The 18,800-nt window shown below is 42.0% G+C and carries 13 protein-coding genes; 2 read left to right on the plus strand and 11 right to left on the minus strand.

Annotation, left to right across the window (positions count from 1 at the left end; genetic code table 11):
- Positions 1-329 precede the first annotated feature (329 nt).
- Positions 330-2,726 (plus strand): PKD domain-containing protein, encoded by a 2,397-nt coding sequence (locus ATS72_RS11210; RefSeq protein ID WP_058430040.1) that lies wholly within the window; start codon positions 330-332, stop codon positions 2,724-2,726.
- 119 nt (positions 2,727-2,845) lie between these two features.
- Entirely contained in the window at positions 2,846-4,735 is a 1,890-nt protein-coding gene (locus ATS72_RS11215) for a monovalent cation:proton antiporter-2 (CPA2) family protein (protein WP_058430039.1), read from the plus strand.
- A 97-nt stretch (positions 4,736-4,832) separates the two neighbouring features.
- On the opposite strand, the gene ATS72_RS11220 is transcribed toward ATS72_RS11215, so the two are convergent.
- The 11 genes from ATS72_RS11220 to ATS72_RS11270 all read right to left on the minus strand — a co-directional run bounded on the left by ATS72_RS11220 (position 4,833) and on the right by ATS72_RS11270 (position 18,717).
- The gene (locus ATS72_RS11220) at positions 4,833-5,204 is read right to left on the minus strand and encodes a hypothetical protein (protein WP_058430095.1); all 372 of its coding nucleotides are present in this window, start codon (positions 5,202-5,204) and stop codon (positions 4,833-4,835) included.
- A gap of 14 nt (positions 5,205-5,218) precedes the next feature.
- On the minus strand, positions 5,219-5,752 hold the full coding sequence (locus ATS72_RS11225) for a YcxB family protein (protein WP_235591564.1): 534 nt from the start codon (positions 5,750-5,752) through the stop codon (positions 5,219-5,221).
- A gap of 52 nt (positions 5,753-5,804) precedes the next feature.
- Positions 5,805-6,476, minus strand: coding sequence for a hypothetical protein (locus ATS72_RS11230; protein WP_235591565.1), 672 nt, complete (start codon positions 6,474-6,476; stop codon positions 5,805-5,807).
- A 53-nt stretch (positions 6,477-6,529) separates the two neighbouring features.
- Entirely contained in the window at positions 6,530-6,880 is a 351-nt protein-coding gene (locus ATS72_RS11235; protein WP_058430038.1) for a hypothetical protein, read from the minus strand.
- Positions 6,881-6,992: 112 nt separating this feature from the next.
- A complete protein-coding gene (locus tag ATS72_RS11240; RefSeq protein WP_058430037.1) occupies positions 6,993-7,424 on the minus strand; it encodes a hypothetical protein in 432 nt (143 codons plus the stop codon).
- A gap of 314 nt (positions 7,425-7,738) precedes the next feature.
- On the minus strand, positions 7,739-8,467 hold the full coding sequence (locus ATS72_RS11245; protein WP_058430093.1) for a hypothetical protein: 729 nt from the start codon (positions 8,465-8,467) through the stop codon (positions 7,739-7,741).
- A 112-nt stretch (positions 8,468-8,579) separates the two neighbouring features.
- Positions 8,580-10,370 (minus strand): alkaline phosphatase, encoded by a 1,791-nt coding sequence (locus ATS72_RS11250; protein WP_006792538.1) that lies wholly within the window; start codon positions 10,368-10,370, stop codon positions 8,580-8,582.
- An 11-nt stretch (positions 10,371-10,381) separates the two neighbouring features.
- A complete protein-coding gene (locus tag ATS72_RS11255) occupies positions 10,382-11,965 on the minus strand; it encodes an alkaline phosphatase (protein ID WP_058430036.1) in 1,584 nt (527 codons plus the stop codon).
- A gap of 207 nt (positions 11,966-12,172) precedes the next feature.
- Positions 12,173-14,614 carry a TonB-dependent receptor gene (locus ATS72_RS11260; protein WP_058430035.1) on the minus strand — a complete coding sequence of 814 codons (2,442 nt, stop codon included), beginning with the start codon at positions 14,612-14,614 and terminating at the stop codon, positions 12,173-12,175.
- A 213-nt stretch (positions 14,615-14,827) separates the two neighbouring features.
- Complete coding sequence (locus ATS72_RS11265; protein ID WP_039038161.1) at positions 14,828-16,567, minus strand: solute:sodium symporter family transporter; 1,740 nt, start codon at positions 16,565-16,567, stop codon at positions 14,828-14,830.
- Between the two features lie 89 nt (positions 16,568-16,656).
- Entirely contained in the window at positions 16,657-18,717 is a 2,061-nt protein-coding gene (locus tag ATS72_RS11270) for a glycoside hydrolase family 31 protein (protein ID WP_058430034.1), read from the minus strand.
- Positions 18,718-18,800: the final 83 nt, after the last annotated feature.

The raw sequence follows: 18,800 nt of genomic DNA on the forward strand, positions 1-18,800 counted from the left end.
TTAACGATAAATCATTAATTATTTGTCGTTTTGTGCCACCATCTTGGCGTGTAAAAAACACATTATTTAGCGAAATCATAAAAGAAAGGTTATTCCTGTAATAAAAATACGGCCCGTTATATAAACGATACCATAACAGTAATACGGTCACTTAAGCGGATTTTTGATTAATTTTTTGACACATAGTAAATGCGTTTATTTAACTAAATCAGCAACTAAAACCCAAATAACTGCATAGCGCCTAACAGTAACTACAAAAGTTTGTTTTTATTTTTTGATTTATATCTATTTTGGGTACATATTAATATCAACTTTATAAGGATATTAATATGAAACGGACACTTTTAATTATATTACCCACTTTGTTTACATTGGCTGCTTGTGGCTCAGGTAGTTCTGACACAAAACAAGTCACTCCTCCTGTCAGCACAAATGCGCAACCCGTGGCTGTTATAAGTACTGAACAATCAGAATATAAAATCAATACACCCATTATTTTTAGTGCAGAAAATAGTAGCGATCCTGACGGCGATACACTCACGTACCAGTGGCAACTCAGTAGCACAGGTAATCAACAAAACATATCGCTTAATACCAACAACCAACGCACTGTTGAATTTTCGGTATCGCAGGCGCAAGACTACACGTTAGAACTTGTAGTAAGCGACGGTAAAATTTCAAGCTCTGTAGTAAGCAAACAAATTACCGTTACCTCAAACGCACAGCTCATTGCAAACGCAGGCAGCACACAAACCGTAAAACAAGGTGATGTAGTTAAATTAACAGCAGCACAAAGCACCGCGACTAATGCGGTAATTAATAGCTACCAATGGCAATTTACCAACAAACCGACATCAAGCACCACACAGCTTGAAAACAGCACCCGAGTTAACAGCCAATTTATTGCCGATAAAGTAGGCGAGTATAGCGTTAAATTAACTATTACTAACTCAGTTGGCGATACTGCCAGCAGTAACGTACTTATAAAAAGTGAGCAGCTTACTGTAAATTCTGCGCCAAATGCCGTGATTTCGGTTCAAAACATTACACTTTCACCCAACCAACTCGTAACGCTAAATGGTGAACAAAGTACCGATCCAGATACAAACGACACGCTAAGTTATCAATGGGCAATAACCTCTAAGCCTGAGAACAGCGACCCAAGCTTATCTAATGCAATTGCCAAAAATGCAGGCTTTGCATCGAATGAATTGGGTGAGTACATAATCTCCCTAAGCGTAACCGATGAAGGTAATCTAAGTGATACCGCGCAAGTAACCTTAAGCGTTACCACCGAAAACAAAGCGCCTATTGCCGTTCTTGCAGAGCAAGCTGATATAATCTTAAATACATTAACTACCCTACAATGCCTACAATGTAGCGACCCCGATAGCGACCCTCTAATTTACAACTGGCAACTGCAAGCAAAACCTGAAAGTAGCACTGCGCAATTACAGCAAAGCACATCGGCTACCCCTTCGCTTACTGCTGATGTTGAAGGCGATTACGTTGTTACCCTAGTTGTATCTGACGGTGAACTCAGCTCACCACAAGTAACCTCGGTGCTGCATACAAAGGATAATAAAAAACCAGTTACTCTAGTAAGTTACAAGTCTTCAATTAGTGTTAATGAGCAAGTTACTTTAGATGCCTCAGCCAGTTACGACCCCGAAGGCGCAGTTTTAAGTTACCATTGGAAAATAGTTTCGTCGTCAAATCAAGCTGTATTAAGCAGTACAAGTAGCTCAGCCCCCACGCTTAGCGCGCCAGCAGAAGGGCAAGTTGTTGTTTCACTTAAAACCAATGATGGCGAGCAGTTTTCAGACACGCAAACACTCACTATTAATGTTACACAAAACGCCAAGCCCGTTATTATTCATACCGGTGATAAAGCTCGCTACAGCACCGTTGGTAGCACCGTTAACTTTGATGCAAGCCAAAGCTATGATCCAGAGGGCACCGCGCTTAGCTATGAATGGGAGCTCTCTACACCAACAGGTTCATCTGCTAGTTTAAGTAGCACCAACCAAAACATAACCGAATTAACACCCGATCTAACTGGTAACTATATCTTAACTTTCACGGTAACTGATGCTGACAACTACCAAGCCATTACTCAGTTTTCGGTTACAGCTACTAATTCATCGCAAATAACGGGCAACATAAAAGGGCAAATTACCAACGTGCAACGAACCGCAATTAGTAATGCCAAACTCACAATTAACAATGTGCCGTACACCACAAATAGCGCAGGTCAGTTTAACGAAACACTTAACTTAGCTGAAGGTGAAAACATTACTATAACCAGCAACGATCCGCGCCTTGCTAATGCCATCTATAACTCTCCCGCAATTACCCAAAATAACTTTACGATAGACCTAGAACAAAACAGTTTACCCGTATTTCAAAGCGTGGAGGTTACCGTATTTGTATGTCCTGAGTTTACCGGGCCAGATACCATTAACGTAAACTTTAACATGACCGAAACACTGCTAGCCTCTGCACGTTTTGAATATCAATTTAACCAAACTCAGGCACTCGTTTTGCAAAAATCAGGAAGCACCTACCTAGATAGCGAACTGCTTATAGACCTACCAGCAACTGCTAAATTTGAGGTGACGGTAACCGAAAGCAACGTTGAGAACACTTATAATTGGCCTATTACTATTTTTTATTCAGCGTCTGACGATCCAAGATCAGCTATTATAAACATATGTAATATTTAGCCTTGTTGTGTGCGTTTTTAAAACGCACACAATAAATAACAACATTGAGCCACATAAGCCGTTGTATTTTAAACGTACCTAAGCCATGCTAATTATCTAAACTTTAATAAGGTAAGCATGTGTTAGAAATAGCGTTAATATACTTAGCTGCGGCTATTGTGGCGGTGCCTATCGCCAAGCGAGTGGGCCTTGGCTCGGTACTGGGTTACTTAATTGCCGGCATACTCATTGGCCCCTATGCATTAGGGGTAGTGGGCGATCAAACCGATGTAATGCATTTCGCCGAATTTGGCGTAGTAATGATGCTATTTTTAGTTGGCCTTGAACTGCAACCTTCCCGCTTATGGAAGCTTCGCCACTCTATTTTAGGGCTCGGTGGCCTGCAAGTCGTGCTAACTGCCGCCGTTATTTTTGCGTTTTGCTTTTGGTTTTTTACCATGCCTTGGCAAACCGCACTCGCAATTGGTTTAATGCTCGCGTTATCGTCAACCGCTATTGTACTGCAAAGCCTTGAAGAAAAAGGCTGGCTAAAACGCGAAGCCGGCCAAAATGCATTCTCAGTTTTATTATTTCAAGACATTGCCATTATTCCTATTTTGGCACTGCTGCCATTACTTGCCTTTGCTCCACCAAGTAGCTCTAAAGAAATCAGCCATTCTATTATTGCCAACTGGCCAGTATGGCAACAAGTTGCTGTATCGGTAGGCGTGATCGCAGCCATTATTGCCGGTGGTAAATACGTATCAGCCCCATTATTTAGATACATAGCTAAAACTCACATGCGTGAAATATTCACTATTTTTGCGCTATTTTTAGTGGTGGCTATTGCTCTTGTTATGCAAAGTATTGGGCTTTCACCAGCATTAGGAACGTTTTTAGCAGGGGTAGTCCTTGCCGAAAGTGAATTTAGGCATGAGCTCGAAGCCGATATAGAGCCCTTTAAAGGCCTACTTTTAGGGTTATTTTTTATAACCGTAGGTGCCTCTATTAACTTTGAGTTATTGGCTAGTGAGTTTTCAACTGTTATCGCACTTGTTGCATTACTTATTGTGGTAAAAGCCTGTATTTTATATGCCCTTGCCATTACCTTTAACATCAGTAAAAAACAGCGCTTACTATTTGCATTAGCCCTTGCACAAGGCGGCGAATTTGCCTTTGTATTATTAAGCGTAACCACAACACTGGCCATTTTAACACCAGAACAAACAAGCTTAGTGACCCTGGTCGTCGCCGTATCCATGTTAGTAGCGCCGCTGTTGTTAATGATGTACGAACAACTCGAAAAGCGCAGCCATATCAGTGCGCCAGAGTTCGACAAGCCAGAGCAAATTAGCACAGCTAAACACGTTATTATTGCGGGCTACGGACGGTTTGGACAAATTATGGGCCGTTTATTACACGCCCAAGGCTACGAAATAACAGTACTCGATCACAGCCCAAGCCAAATAGAATTACTACGCCGCTTTGGTAATACCGTATTTTATGGTGACGCCGCCCGCCAAGAACTCCTTGAAGCTGCAGGCGCTCATACCGCACAAATGCTGGTTGTTGCCATTGATGACCCAGACAAAACCATTGAAATAATTGAGCTTGCCCACAAAAACTACCCACAATTAAAAATTGTTGCCCGCGCAATAGACCGTCGCCACGCTTACAAATTGCTTAATTTAAAAGTAGATGCCTTTAACCGAGAAACCGTCGACTCAGCTATTAATTTAGCCGTAGAAGCACTCGAGCTACTTGGAAACAACAAGCAAGACGCCGAGCGCGCCGGTAAGCTGTTTAGAGAACACGATCGCGCTGCGGTTGTGCAACTTGCTGAACTGTGGGGCGACGATGCCAGCTACGGCGTAGCCGTTCGCCAACGTATGGAAGATTTAAAGCAAGTATTACAACAAGACAGGCAAGCACAAAGCGATTTAAATACCTGTGACAGCGGCGACTGTGAAGACGGCCTAACAGAACTCGCTGATAAACCTAAAAAGCCTGATGATTCTCATTTGGAGTAGTGTCTAAAAATTGATATGTGCTATTAGCCTGAGTTAATAGCACTTTTAATAAATACCGCCCTCAAATAAGTTACCTAAAAACATAGCCGTACTTTAGCTAGTGTTCAAAGCGCTTATATGTTCCTCGCCAATCTGCGGGTTCTGGATATTTAATCTTATAAGCATTTATTTCAGCTTTAGAAGCGTACTTAAAATAAGTAAAAACATAGTCATTTATGTAGCTTTCGCCATCACCCATTCTCCAAAAAATTTCGCTTGGGTGGTAATCTGGAAATTTAATCCAAGGCGGTTTTGGTGGGTTGTGCTTTAACTCTTTGTCATAGCGCTCTTTTAGCATTTTCTCCCAAGCAGCTCTATGCTCAAGATACTTATCGTGTTGTTCATCGGTAGTGTTAGCTTGTTTTTCACTTCCCATTGATGAAATAGGTATAAGCATTAAAATAAGCGCTAAAGCTTTGTAAGTATTCATAAAGTAATACATTACTAGATATAGGCTTTAATTAAAGCTTTTAGTTCTTCTTTTTCGGCTTCGCTTGTAAAAGCACTAGCCGGAATTATTAAAGCCAATAGCTTGTCTACAAATATATATAAGTCGCCTTTATTTTCTTCTATTGCTTCAACGGCTTGCCATTTATAAAAGTAACGTCCTAGATGATTAGTTTCGCAAATACCATCAGCTTGAAACTCAATTGTTTTATTGCCAATCATTACGCCATTTTCATTGGGGATTGATTGCTTTTTTATCTTATGATTGTTGTATAAAAATACAACAATCAATATTAAAAATGGCACTGCTACAATTAATCCACTTGGCCAATGAAAGTCAGAAAGGCGAACAGACTCAACCTGAAAAAAAGTCATAAAAACAACGGTTAGCACAAACCATGCAATCACATTTTTTATAAACCCTAGACCTTTATTATCTTTAGGCGCACACAACTTTTTTATTATAAAATCAGCGTAGTCGGTATAATTCTTTTTAGTAACAGTAATAGATTTGAGCATTGTCATGTCCATATAAAACGCCTTTCAGCGCACAATTAGGTTTTGTGTTTAAGTTAATTACTAACTACAAGCGCGTATCAAGCTTAACTAACTCACCTGATAGTACATCAAAAATATAATAAAGTGTTTCACTCTCCGGCTTGGTATAAATTAAGGCCGTATTATTACTAATTAACTGATAGCCCTCAATATTATCCATAATGGATTTCAAGCCAGAGCCGTCGTATTCAGAAACTAACAACTCTTTTTGGTCATCACTATTTAAAAAGCCATTTTTATTCGTGTCGTTTCGTACAACGGAGTAGATGTTTTTACTTAGAACGCTTTGGTAACTGGTTTCTTTTAATTGAACCGGAGAAAAGCCTACAATTAATACGTTATTTTTGAATAACACTTTGTTTTTTTCGCCAGCTTTAGTAAACATTAAATTTACTGCATTACGACTCAAACTCAGTGCTGAGGAAACAATAATCTCAGCATTAGCGCTGTAAGGTTTTTGATTTACTATTTTGTCAGATGTGATTTCTAAAATGTGAACATCTTTGATTTGACCAATATAATTTTTTTGTAACTTTGGTTCTTCATCAAGGGCTGCACTATGTTCTATCACCTGAACCTTAGGCGCAGAATAGCCACTTTTAAAAAGATCACTAATAAGGCTCTTACCAATAGCAAAAATTACAACTAACGCAGCAATAAATAGTAATACCTTATTAGCTTTTTCAATAAAATTCATAATGCGCATATTCGATGCAAACTCCTTATAAGCAACTGTTTAAGCTTTGGTAATTAGTTTTTTACCCATTTAATATTGGTTTCTTTAATACCTAAACCTTGCTTGAATCTCTCAGGAAACTCTAATGAGGGCTTACCAGCCCATCCTCTCTCAAGGTATAAATTGTAGCCGTCATCATTTTTTTCATATTTAACAGCGGACAACCAAATACCATCCCAATCACCTAAAAAATCCAGTTCGGCTAAAGTATTTGGATATGCGCCATTGCGGGTTTTATGTAGTTCAATGAGAGAAATAGCAGATACAAAGTTTTGCGTACCAAACCTTTCATCGGCTCCAGGTACTTCAAAATCACACCCGGCTAGTAATAAGATAAATAAAAGACTAAATACGTGCTTTCTCATTAAAAGTAACTCCTAACTTTGTTTAAACATTGCGAACAATTAAAGCGCCGTAAAGAACTCAACCAAGCTACTTCAAACTTTCTGAGCGACGTTGTAAAAAAGAACATAATTTTTATTTTAACGGCGGTGGTATTGCTATGATCGCTTCTGGCCGATTTGCTCTGAGCAACTCTTTTAAATTTAACTGTATTCTTTCACCACACATCACAATTCCTTTTTTGTCCTGTGTTGTTGAGTAACCGAGTACTATATTTAGTAAATCTAATTTTTCAGGATTAACTTGAAAAAAAGCTTTGTAATAACCTTTATAACTATTAGCTTCAGTAAAGTTTAAGTCTCCTAAAAAAGTATCTTTTATCACTAGAGTAAATGACGTTAAATAATAATTATTAAACATTTCAGTTACATATACATTATAGCCTGTAACGTTACCTACGCTATAGTCTTCATTTATTGCAAAAGATGCGAGTTGACCTAGTTCATCATCACCGCAGGCGAATAATGAGTTAGCCCAGAAAAAACATATAACTAAAAGTGCTCGCATTTAAGTCCAATATAACAGCTTTGTTAAGAGGCATTTTTGCAAACGTCCCTATTGAGTGGACTTCTATTAATATCAAATAGCGTAAGTTATTGCCAACTAAAAATATTTGACTGTAAGTGGCTACTTATTTACAAGAAGAGCCGATTATTCGAGGCCTTATTTGGGCAGGAGTATTTTAAATGCACTTTATTTTACAGGGCGGTTAGTCGCCCACTATAGCTTGCTGATTTAAAGTAAATTAAATTTAATCTAAATACAGCAAGCTCGTTTTACGCCATATGACGGAGCCTTTGTCGCTAAAGTCCAGCTAAAACCTAGTGGTGGTGCCCACCTTGAATCGCTTCACCTTGCTGGTTGTAAAACCCTGTTGCACCGTGCTCTATAAAACCTAGGTTTATCATTTTTGCTAAAAACGGATCGTTTTCGTTATCGCCAATGTCGGCGTAGTCAGTAGTTTGAAAGCGGTCCCACTGCGCAAATTGCGAAGTAACTTGCTGCTTGTTATAGCTTACGTTATTTAAGCTTAGTAACGTGATTGTTTGGTTTTTTGTGTTGTTTACACTAAAAGATTTAACAAGCTGGGTTTGGCTATAAAAAGCAAGTGTGTAGGTATTTTCACCCTCTTGGTAAGTGTAGTTTTTTACCTCATCACAGCCTGTGCCTTGCGTTTTTGTAAGGGTCATTTTTTTAATTAAGTGATTATCCACCAGCTGATTTTTAGCACTCCAATTTTGTACGCCGCGCACTTCCGATGGCTGATACTCAATACCGCGTTGTTGGGCATTAAAATAACGTATTGGACGAATTTGTTTATTAGCTAAATGTTGCCACAGCTCAGTAGTAACATCGCTTTGATGTGCGACTTGCTGGTTATTACGCCAAAGTGTAAGTACCTTGCTACTTTGCTTATTTTTGTGGGTGTTGGTAATTGTGTATTCGGCTTTTAAATACTGGCTATTTAGGTTGCACTGAGTGGCAACTGCGCTGGCGCTTGTTAGTGTGGCAACCAACATGGTTGCGAGTAATGATAATGCTGTTTTCATGGTGCTCTCTATATTTAACATCACTGTTATTGCCATAACATAACCACTAACAATGGCATTTTTATGACATAAAAAAGCCCGCAAAATAATACGGGCTTTTAATGGGCTCTATTTACTGAGCCACTGTTTCATCGGCTGTTTTAACTAGGTCTGCGGCAAAGTCCATTACATGGAATAAAAAGCTTTGCTCGTTTGTGCCTGTTACTAAATGTGCACCTGGGCCCATTGCGTAAACACCTACATCTTCACCCGCGTGGGTTTCTGAACTAAGTGGTACTAACGACTCTTGGTGAAAGCCCGGTGTGGTTGTATCAACATTTGTTAAATCAACACGCCCTGTAACCGGTGCAGCTAAGTAAGAAGCGTCGGCATTGGTTTCATCGCCTAAGTCTCTGTAGCCTAAACCATTGGTGTAACCTACGGTAGTATATGGCATGTCGTCTGCTGCAAGGCTTGGCTCGGTTTGGCCAACTGCAACCACTTTACCTAATATTGGGTTACCACGTTTTGGGTAGCCTGCAATAGTAAATACATGGCTGTGATCGGCAGTCACCACAATCAGCGTTTCTTCTGGGTTAGTGCTGTCCATAGCGGCTTTAACGGCTTTAGCAAATTCAATGGTGTCGTTAAGCGCGTTGTATGCATTGCCTGCGTGGTGTGCGTGATCTATTCGCCCGGCCTCTACCGATAAGAAAAAGCCGTTTTCGTTGTTGTTAAGCACGTTGATTGCTTTTTCAGTCATTTGTGAAAGCGAAGGCTCGCCCGCTACATCGTTTGCACGGTCAGCTTCGTATTGCATGTGAGATTCGTTAAATAAACCAAACACCTTTGTAGCATCGTCGCTAATTGCATCAAACCCTGTTTGGTCCATTACGTAGTTGCCATTAGGGTAAGTAGCTTGCCACTCGGTTACTAAGTTACGCCCATCGGTACGATCCCCTTCAACTGCGCTGATTGCATCGCTTGAATTAGCCGCGGCATCTTTTGGTAAAAAGTGACGACGACCGCCACCCATTACTACGTCAATACCATCTACATCAATGCCCGCAAAGCGTGCTTCTAGGTTAGCTTCAAAGTTAACAAGTTGCGATGCAATGTCTTCACATGCGTCTGAACCTGCTGGCATATCAGAGTTATCTTCCCAGTTACGATCAGCCGACTTCGCATACGTTGCCGCGGGTGTTGCGTGAGTAATACGTGCCGTTGAAATAAGGCCTGTTGCTTTACCTGCTATTTCAGCAAGCTCAAGCGAGGTGACCAGCTCATTACCTGCAACGGTTGAACAAACACCGCGCTCAATGTCTTCGTCTACACCGATTACGCCAACATCAGTTTTAACACCTGACACCATTGCCGTCATTGTGCCTGCTGAATCAGGTGTTTGTGCATCTACGTTGTACGTTTTAACAAAGCCTGAGTAAGGCATGGTTTCAAAACTAAGTTGGTAGTCTTCACCCATGCCGCCTTCAAGCTGACCCGCTAAAATACGTGCAGCCGTAACGGTAGAAATACCCATACCGTCGCCTACAAATAAAATAACATTTTTCGCCTTGCCCGACTCTGTAACCGCTTCGGTATTAGCTTGCTGCGTTGCTGATAACTTTGTTTGCGCGTCGCTATACCAAGCATTACCTGTAAGGTTAGCTAATTGCTCTGTAGTTAGCGACGTTGCCGGCGCATTACACACTAGGTTAGATGAGTTAACTTCGTCGCTATCGAGTTCGCCATTTTCGTTTGTATCTACGCCCACTTGGGTTTCTACACCGCCATTAATACATTGCGCTGAGCCCACGGCTATGGCGTTGTCTACTGCGATAATGTTGTTATCACTTTTATCGTCATCACTTGAACAACCCGCTAGCGCGACCATTACTGCTAAAGAAAGTACTGTTAATTTTTTCATGTTCGCCGCCATTATTGCTGAGTTAATTCAAGAGCTTGGTTAATTAGATGAAATACAACGTTTTGCTCAATAACGCCTTGAGCAAGTTGTGCACCTGGACCTTTAGCATGCAGTGAAATATCTTCACCGGCATGTGTTTCAGAACCGAGTGGTACGGTTGTTTCTTGGTGAAAACCTGGGGTTGTTGTATCAACACCATTTAACTCAACGCGCCCAGCTACTGGGCCGCTTAAGTAGGTTGCATCAGCGTTTGTTTCATCACCTAGGTCTCTAAAACCTAAACCATTTGCATAACCTACTGTAGTGTATGGCATGTCATCGGCAGCAAGGCTTGGCGCTGTTTGGCCTACGGCCACTACTTGGCCTAAAATTGGGTTACCGCGCTTAGGGTAACCAGCAATAGTAAATACGTGGCTGTGATCGGCAGTCACTAAAATAAGGGTTTCTTCTGGGTTGGTATTATCGATTGCTGCTTGAACTGCATTGGCAAATTCAATGGTGTCGTTAAGTGCGTTGTAAGCATTGCCTGCGTGGTGCGCATGGTCAATACGGCCCGACTCAACCGTTAAGAAAAAGCCATTGTCATTTTTACCCAGCACGTCGATTGCTTTTGTGGTCATTTCACTAAGTGACGGCTCGCCTGCTACGTCGTTTGCTCGGTCAGCTTCGTATTGCATGTGCGATTCGTTAAATAAGCCAAATACTTTCGTAGCGTCATCGGCAATAGCATCAAACCCTGCTTGGTCCATAACGTATGTTGCATTTGGATATTGTGTTTGCCACTCAGTGACAAGGTTACGCTCATCGGTACGATCGCCTTCAACGGCGCTTGTCGCATCGCTTGAATTAGCCGCTGCATCTTTTGGTAAAAAGTGACGACGACCGCCGCCCATTACAAAATCAAGACCGTCTACGTCGGTACCTAAAAAGCGCGCTTCGAGGTTTTTTTCAAAGTTAACTAGTTGAGATGCAATATCTTCACAGGCTTCTGACCCTTCTGGCATATCTGAAATGTCTTCCCAGTTACGGTCTGCCGATTTAGCATACGTGGCCGCTGGCGTTGCATGTGTAATACGCGCTGTTGAAATAACACCGGTTGCAAGGCCTTTAATTTCAGCTAGTTCTGTTGCAGTTAAAAGCTCGTTACCCGATACAGTTGAACACACACCGCGCTCAATGTCTTCGTCTACACCAATTACGCCTACATCAGTTTTAACACCTGAGATCATTGCGGTCATTGTGCCTGCAGAATCCGGCGTTTGCGCATCTACGTTATACGTTTTAACTTGCGCAGAATACGGGAACTCTTCAAAGCTTAAATAGCCTTCTTCACCTGGGTTGCCTGCTCGTTGGCCTTTTAAAATACGTGCTGCCGTTAGGGTAGAAATACCCATGCCATCACCCACAAATAAAATTACGTTTTTTGCTTTTGTAACTTGCGCACTTTGTGCCTGAGTATTTTTAGTAGCTAACGTAGTTTGTGCGTTTGTATACCAGTTATTGTCTGTTTGGCTTTGTGGTAATACATTGGCATGACTTGCAGCGCTTAACATAAATGTTAGCCCAACCGCCGCAGCGACTTTTTTAATTTTCATCCTTTATTATTCCCATTATGTAGTGGTTATTTTTGCTTGAAGCTAAAACCTCAAATAAGTAACCGCTGCACTATAGAAAATACTTATGACTAATAAAGGACGTTTTAATGAAGAAAAAGTGACCAAAGATTTACAAAAATAAGACACAAAAAAGCGCAGCGGTTTAACGCTACGCTTGTTGTTATACAAGGGAAAAATTTTTAACTATTAAAAGCGCGCCTTAAACGACACCCCAAAGTAGCGCTCTGCATCACGCGGTATTTGGTAACGGAAATTATCGCCACTGTAGGTTGTTGCATAGCTTTCGTCTGTTAGGTTTTTAGCAATAAGCGATACTCTAAAGGCATCGTCTTTAAACGATAAACCTACGCTTGCATTTAAAATACCGTAATCTGGTAATAAGGCTGCTGGGTTAAACTCGCCTACATTATTAGGTAGGTCAGAGTATTGCTCGTCAGTGTATATGTACGAGCCATTTACGTGCACGTTAAAGCCGTGTTCGGTTTCAATAAAGTAGTCAGCGCTTAATGAGTACTTTAAGTCTGGCGAAAATGGAACATCTAGCCCTGAGCGGTCAGTACACGAGCCTGCGGCCACTTCTGGCGGACAATTAAATTCATCAATTTCGGCTTTAATATAAGCAATACCACCGGTTATCGTAAGTGCATCGGTTGCGGCCCACATAAAGTCAACTTCTGCACCTTGTGTGCTTACGTCGCCTGCGTTTGTTAAGCGGGTAATACAGGTGCCGTCTGAACAATCAAAGTTGTTTGCTTGGAAGCCTTCAATTTCGGTTTTAAATACTGCAAAGTTAAACACAAAGTCGCTGCTTGCATACTTATAGCCAAGTTCAAACGCGTCAGACTCTTCCGGCGCTATTTCACGGCCGTCGTTGTCAGGGTTAAAGTTGTAGTAAATATTAAAGCCAGGCCCTTTGTAACCTTGCGAGTAAGTACCGTATACCATTTGGCCATCGCCTAAATCGTATTGCATACCTAAACGGCCCGATACGTTAGTTTCTTCTGCACTGCCTGATTCGTCGGTATTTAACGTTGCAGGGCGTACACCTACACCACGACGGCCATATACATCATTGCTGACACGGCGGTGCGTATACGATACTTCGTCATCGGTATAACGCAGGCCAAATAGCATAGTTAAATCGTCAGATAACTCATAAGTACCATCGGCAAAGGCTGCCCAGTTATTAAACTCTGTACTCATGTATGCAGTAGCCGACACAATGTCGTTCGCATTACAGCTAACGCCTAAGCCCTGTGCGTAGCCATCTAAGTCGGCAAGCGCTGCGTCTAGCTCTGCACCCGACAAGTTATTTTGCGCGTAAAACGCCATGGCGCTATCTAACTGGCCTGCGTTATTTTGGCAACTGGCATCGCGAGTAAAGTTACGTTGTGAGTCCATGTTCCAGTAAAATAAACCAGCCACGTAGTTAAATGCCCCACTTAGGTTAGACGTTACACGAAACTCTTGTGAAAACTGATCCCATTGTTGCTCACCAATATCATGTAACTGAAATGGCACACCAAATACGGGTTGATTGCTGTCGCCGGCAATAGAGGTAAAATCACCTTCACGAAACTCGGTGTTATCCCACGAGCGCTGTGCAGTAATTGACGTATACGTGTGGTCGCCAATGGTTTTATCAACTTGTACTGAAAACGCGCTGTGTTTATCTATTGTGCGCGACTCATAGTCGTGGTCAACTTTACGCTGATCTAGGTCTATGTCAGCAACGCCATCAACAATACCGTTACTGTTTGGCGCCGCTTTTGAATCAGGATTACGGCCACTTGGTAAGGCTTCTAAATCGGCACAACAGTCGTCATCGGCGTTGTAGTATTCTGCAATAAATTTAACGTTTAGGTCGTCGGTTGGTTCGTATTTAAATACAGCACGCGCACCTTCACGGTCGTAGCCGTTTACTTTTTCGTTGTTATATACGTTATCTATGTAACCATCAAACTTACCTTTAAATACGGTTAAGCTTGCTGCTAAGTCGTCGCTTAGGCCGCCACTTACAACGCCTTTAAAGCGGTATTCGTTGTCTTGATAAAACGAGGTTTCTATACTGCCGGTAGTGTCGTAAGACGGATCTTTTGTTGTGATATTTACCACACCAGCCGAGGCATTTTTACCAAATAGTGTGCCTTGTGGGCCGCGCAGTACTTCAATACGGTCTACATCATATAAATCAGCAAAAGCTTGACCAGAGCGGCCAAGTACTACGCCATCAACAACCGTTGCCACACTTGGCTCGGCAGCAATACTAAATGAAATTGTACCAATACCACGCACGGTGAGCGCCGAGTTACGGGTTGTGGTGCCTTTTCTAAAGCTCACAGACGGCACAAGCGATTGTAAACCTTCCATATTATTAGCAAACGCTGAATTAATTTGATCGCTATTTAGCACCGATACGGCAACCGGCACTTCGTTTAAGCTTTGCGTGCGCTTTTGCGATGTCACCACTATTTTTTCAAATGAATCGTTTTTATTATTTTGCTGTTCTTGTTCCGCTTGCGTTTGATTTACTTGTTCTTGCGCAGCATTAACTTGCGCGCTAACAGCTAAACCAGTTGTCATTGCTAACGAGACAGCCAAGCTTAAGATAGACTTTTTAGCTCTCATGTCATTCTCCATATTGTGCGTGTGTGCTGTGTGGTACCGCGCTAGCAATTGTGTGGTTTGCTAAATTACGGTGACAGTGTGTGTTAAGTATTTTCCTTACTAGCTCTTATATCTTATATAAGAGCTACAAATTTAAACAATCAAACTTCGTAATGCAAACATTATGTGAATAAAATGTGATTTAAAATCACGTATAGTGGTTATAACCTGTGTTTATGCGGCCTTTGTGACACCTATATGGGCGAGGCTGTTTTCGTATCGCACATGCCAACGACGCACGCTCCACCAGCTAAACAATGCAGCTAATGTCCAAACAGTAATTAGGCTAGGCACAAAATAAACACTGGTACCGCCAACTAGGCCTAAAGGAGAAAACACAATATATAAGCTCACTATTAAGCTAACCAATACAATGGCGCACGGCAGTGCGTATTTCCAAGGGCTTAAGTTTACTTCGGCTTTGCGGGTAAATTGCCACGGTTTTGCAAGTGGCTTGTAGTAACCAATTCCTAGCATTATTGCCAATTCAATAAAGAATAAAATGGCGTAAATATGGATAAAGTTAATATCAACATCCCACACAAATTTAAGTAGCGTGTAGGCAATAACATGAAAAATAATCGCCACTTTAGCGCCCAATGCAGGCACTTTACGAGTAAATAAACCCACTAACACAATTGTGATGACCGGAATGTTATAAAAACCGGTAAATACACGAATAATGTGCCATAAGCCTTCGGGTGCAAACATGAGTAATGGCGCGGTTATAAACGACAAAACAGCAATAACAATACTGGTTATTTTGGCCACTTTAATGAGCTTTTCGTCGCTTACTTTGTCTTTTTTCATGGGTTTATAAACATCTAAACAAAACAGCGTTGCGGCGCTATTTAGTAGTGAATTAAACGAGCTAAATACCGCACCTAACAATACTGCTAAAAAGAACCCTGATAAGTACTGAGGAAGTACATCTTTCACTAAGTGTGGGTAGGCTAAATCAATAGTTTGTAGGCTTTCGTGCTTATAAAGATGGTACGCAATAACCCCAGGGATCATCATCATAAAGGGGACTAGTACTTTAAAGTACCCTGAAAACAACACCCCTTTTTGCCCTTCAACTAAGTTTTTAGCACCTAATGTGCGCTGGATCACGTACTGATTTGTACCCCAATAAAATAAATTAGCGAGGATCATACCGGTAAAAATAGTGCCAAATGGCACGGGATCATCCTCGCTACCAATAGCATTAAGCTTTTCGGTATCGGTATTTACTAAAGTACTTAAACCATCAGCAAAGCTGCCATCGCCAAGCGCAATAAGCCCAAGCGTTGGCACTAAAATACCAATAATAAGTAACCCAACACCGTTAATAGTATCGGATACAGCAACCGCCTTTAAACCACCAAATACCGCATATATTGCCCCTACAGAGCCGACAATAATAATGGTAACAATAAGGCTTGCTTGATAACTCATGTCTAACAAGGCGGGTACATCAAATAGCCTAAGCACGGCGATTGATCCTGAGTACAAAACCGAAGGAATAGTAATAAAGCAGTATCCGACCATGAATAAGATCACGGTCATGCGGCGTACGGTATCGTCAAAACGATCTCGTAAAAACTCGGGTAAGGTAGAAAATGCCCCAGCTAAATAGCGCGGTAAAAAGATCAGCGCCATAATAATGGTAGAAATACCTGCGGTTACTTCCCATGCCATTGAGCTAAGGTTGTAACCATACGCTGAGCCATTAAGGCCAATAAGTTGCTCGGCCGATAAATTAGTGAGGATCATCGACCCTGCTATAAATGTACCTGTTAAACCACGGCCCGCTAAAAAGTAACCGTCTTGGGTGTTAACTTCCCCTTTGGTTTTTTGGTACGAGATATATCCCACCAGCGCCATAAACGCCAAGCACGATAGCAGTGTCATGGTAATGTTCATACCTTCCATACTGTGTTCCTTTAAGCTTACTTAACTCGTTAAAAAGTAAGCTAATATCTTTATTATTATGTGTGTTGTGTGTGTTTTAAAACGAGTTTTTAATTTGGCCACGCAGTTAACTGGCTCATGTCTTGCTCTGTGTGTTGCACAGCAGGACCTAGCAATAGCGTATCGCCTTTACGAACGAACACGGCCATTTGTGTAAGCTCAAGCGTGTCTTCGTAATACTTTCCGCCTTGGTATGCCTGCCTATCAGGAAAGCTCAACCATTCCCCTTGCGGTAAGTAAAACTTCACTTTACCGTTTGGTACAACGCATGGCACAACAAGGAGTTTTTCGCCGCACATAAATTGCTGATCAAAACTATGTGCTAATAAATCATCAGGAAATGCCAGTGCCATAGCGCGCTGAATAGGCAGCCCTGTTTGCTGTGCTTGCTCTGCACATGTTTGTAAATATGGAATTAACTGATAACGCAATTTAAGCGCTGCAAATACCGCGTCACTTGCTTGCTCGGTGTAAGACCACGGTTCGCGTGGGCCAATGCCATGTAAACGCATGTGCGCACTAAATACCGACGCTTGCGCCCAGCGTACATAAAGCTCTGCATCGCGAGTATCTTTATAAAAACCACCAATATCGGTTGCAAAAAATGGCCCGCCCGACATGCCCCACGCTAAGCTGCCGCGAATACTTGCTGCTAAGCCTTGCCAATCGGCTTGTGGATCGCCGCCCCATTGTGCAGGGAATCGTTGGCTACCCGTCCACGCTGAGCGGCTAAACAAAAAGGGGCCTGTTTTACAGTACTTTTCGGCAGCTTCATAAACGCAGCGGTTGTACAGCATGCTATAAACATTATGCAGTCTAATGCCGCTGTCGCCACTATGCGATACCATGTTTTCGTCTTCTAGCTGTTCGCCAAAGTCTGCTTTTATCATATCAACACCAAGCTCAAACAATGGCTTGTGCGATTCGAGCCAGTATTCGTATGCATCGGGGTGAGTAAAATCTAAAATACCCGACTCTGGCAATGGCGTAAGCACTTCGCCAAAGGGGCTTAAATCCCACTCGTATTGATACGCTTTACCTGTGCGTTTATCTTTTATTAGCCAGCCGTTCTCGGCCGCTTTAGCAAATAATGGGTTGTTTACCGAGATCATCGGGTATTCCCACACACAAATTTTAAAATCCATGGCTTTTAGTTCATCAAGCACAGGTTTTGGGTCGGCGTAACGTGTTGGGTCCCATTCAAAAGCAAAGCGGGTGTCGGTGTCTTGCCATGCTCGGCCATCAAGGGTAATTACATCACACGGCATATTTTTAGCACGTACTTCGCGGGCAACACTTAGTAGCTCATCAGCATTTTTGTAGTACGCTTTTGATAAAATAACGCCAAAGCTCCACTGCGGTGGTACCGGTGCAAAACCAGTTAGCTCGCAGTAGCGATTAATACTTTGTGCAGGCGTTTGCTCTTGGTATAAAAATACATCAAGTGCGTCATCTTCAACTAAACACACATAAGCACGTTGCGACCAAAGTGCGTAACCTACGCCATGGGTAACAGGCGCTGGCGTGTGTACAAATAAGTTCCAGCCCTCTGGGCTCCAAGCGTATGGGGTATTTTTATATGATTTTTCAGCATTTACGCCCAGTGCATCGTGATTGTATGAACGAATAAGTTGGCCGCGTTTATCAAGCTTGCCCCACTTTTCACCAAGGCCATATACGGCTTCGTCGTAAGTAAGCTCCAGGCTTAAAATCCAGCCGTGATCAGTTTTAGCCAGTGGCGGTAAACGATGCTGGCGTACAAAGTGGCCATCGGTTGCTGATTGCTGTACTAATTTGTCGTTTTTATAAAGCTTAAAATGAAATGGGTCGCTGTAAAATTCTAAACGGTACTCACCGGCTGTTGCTTCAAAGCCTTGGCCCAATGTATTAAGTAATAACGGTAAATTAGTAGGAGTGGCGCTGAGTATATTAAACGCGTGGTCTTGCGTTATGCCTGCATTTAAACGTAAACCAAACTCGCTTATGGTAACGCTGACCTCACCAAATTGAGTCGGTAAAACTAGCACATGGCCTTGCAATTTAGGCTCTGCAATTAAGCGCGCTGGTTCTATTGCGTTCCAGTCTGGCTCACGTAATTCAAATGCATTCATGGGAGTTCCTTACCAACTATAGTCTTGTATAAGACACAAGTTAAATAATTGTGATCCCTATGTCAATGTAAATAAACTTAACT

This window comes from Pseudoalteromonas sp. 13-15 (assembly GCF_001468205.2).
In the GTDB taxonomy this organism is placed as follows: Bacteria; Pseudomonadota; Gammaproteobacteria; order Enterobacterales; family Alteromonadaceae; genus Pseudoalteromonas; species Pseudoalteromonas marina.

Excerpts from the sequence above, each read along its gene's own strand:
- ATS72_RS11255 (WP_058430036.1), bottom strand. The coding sequence starts at position 11,965 with ATGAAAATTAAAAAAGTCGCTGCGGCGGTTGGGCTAACATTTATGTTA.
- ATS72_RS11220 (WP_058430095.1), bottom strand. The coding sequence starts at position 5,204 with ATGAATACTTACAAAGCTTTAGCGCTTATTTTAATGCTTATACCTATT.
- ATS72_RS11210 (WP_058430040.1), top strand. The coding sequence starts at position 330 with ATGAAACGGACACTTTTAATTATATTACCCACTTTGTTTACATTGGCT.
- ATS72_RS11270 (WP_058430034.1), bottom strand. The coding sequence starts at position 18,717 with ATGAATGCATTTGAATTACGTGAGCCAGACTGGAACGCAATAGAACCA.
- ATS72_RS11250 (WP_006792538.1), bottom strand. The coding sequence starts at position 10,370 with ATGAAAAAATTAACAGTACTTTCTTTAGCAGTAATGGTCGCGCTAGCG.
- ATS72_RS11260 (WP_058430035.1), bottom strand. The coding sequence starts at position 14,614 with ATGAGAGCTAAAAAGTCTATCTTAAGCTTGGCTGTCTCGTTAGCAATG.
- ATS72_RS11265 (WP_039038161.1), bottom strand. The coding sequence starts at position 16,567 with ATGGAAGGTATGAACATTACCATGACACTGCTATCGTGCTTGGCGTTT.
- ATS72_RS11245 (WP_058430093.1), bottom strand. The coding sequence starts at position 8,467 with ATGAAAACAGCATTATCATTACTCGCAACCATGTTGGTTGCCACACTA.
- ATS72_RS11240 (WP_058430037.1), bottom strand. The coding sequence starts at position 7,424 with ATGCGAGCACTTTTAGTTATATGTTTTTTCTGGGCTAACTCATTATTC.
- ATS72_RS11230 (WP_235591565.1), bottom strand. The coding sequence starts at position 6,476 with ATGAATTTTATTGAAAAAGCTAATAAGGTATTACTATTTATTGCTGCG.
- ATS72_RS11235 (WP_058430038.1), bottom strand. The coding sequence starts at position 6,880 with ATGAGAAAGCACGTATTTAGTCTTTTATTTATCTTATTACTAGCCGGG.
- ATS72_RS11225 (WP_235591564.1), bottom strand. The coding sequence starts at position 5,752 with ATGGACATGACAATGCTCAAATCTATTACTGTTACTAAAAAGAATTAT.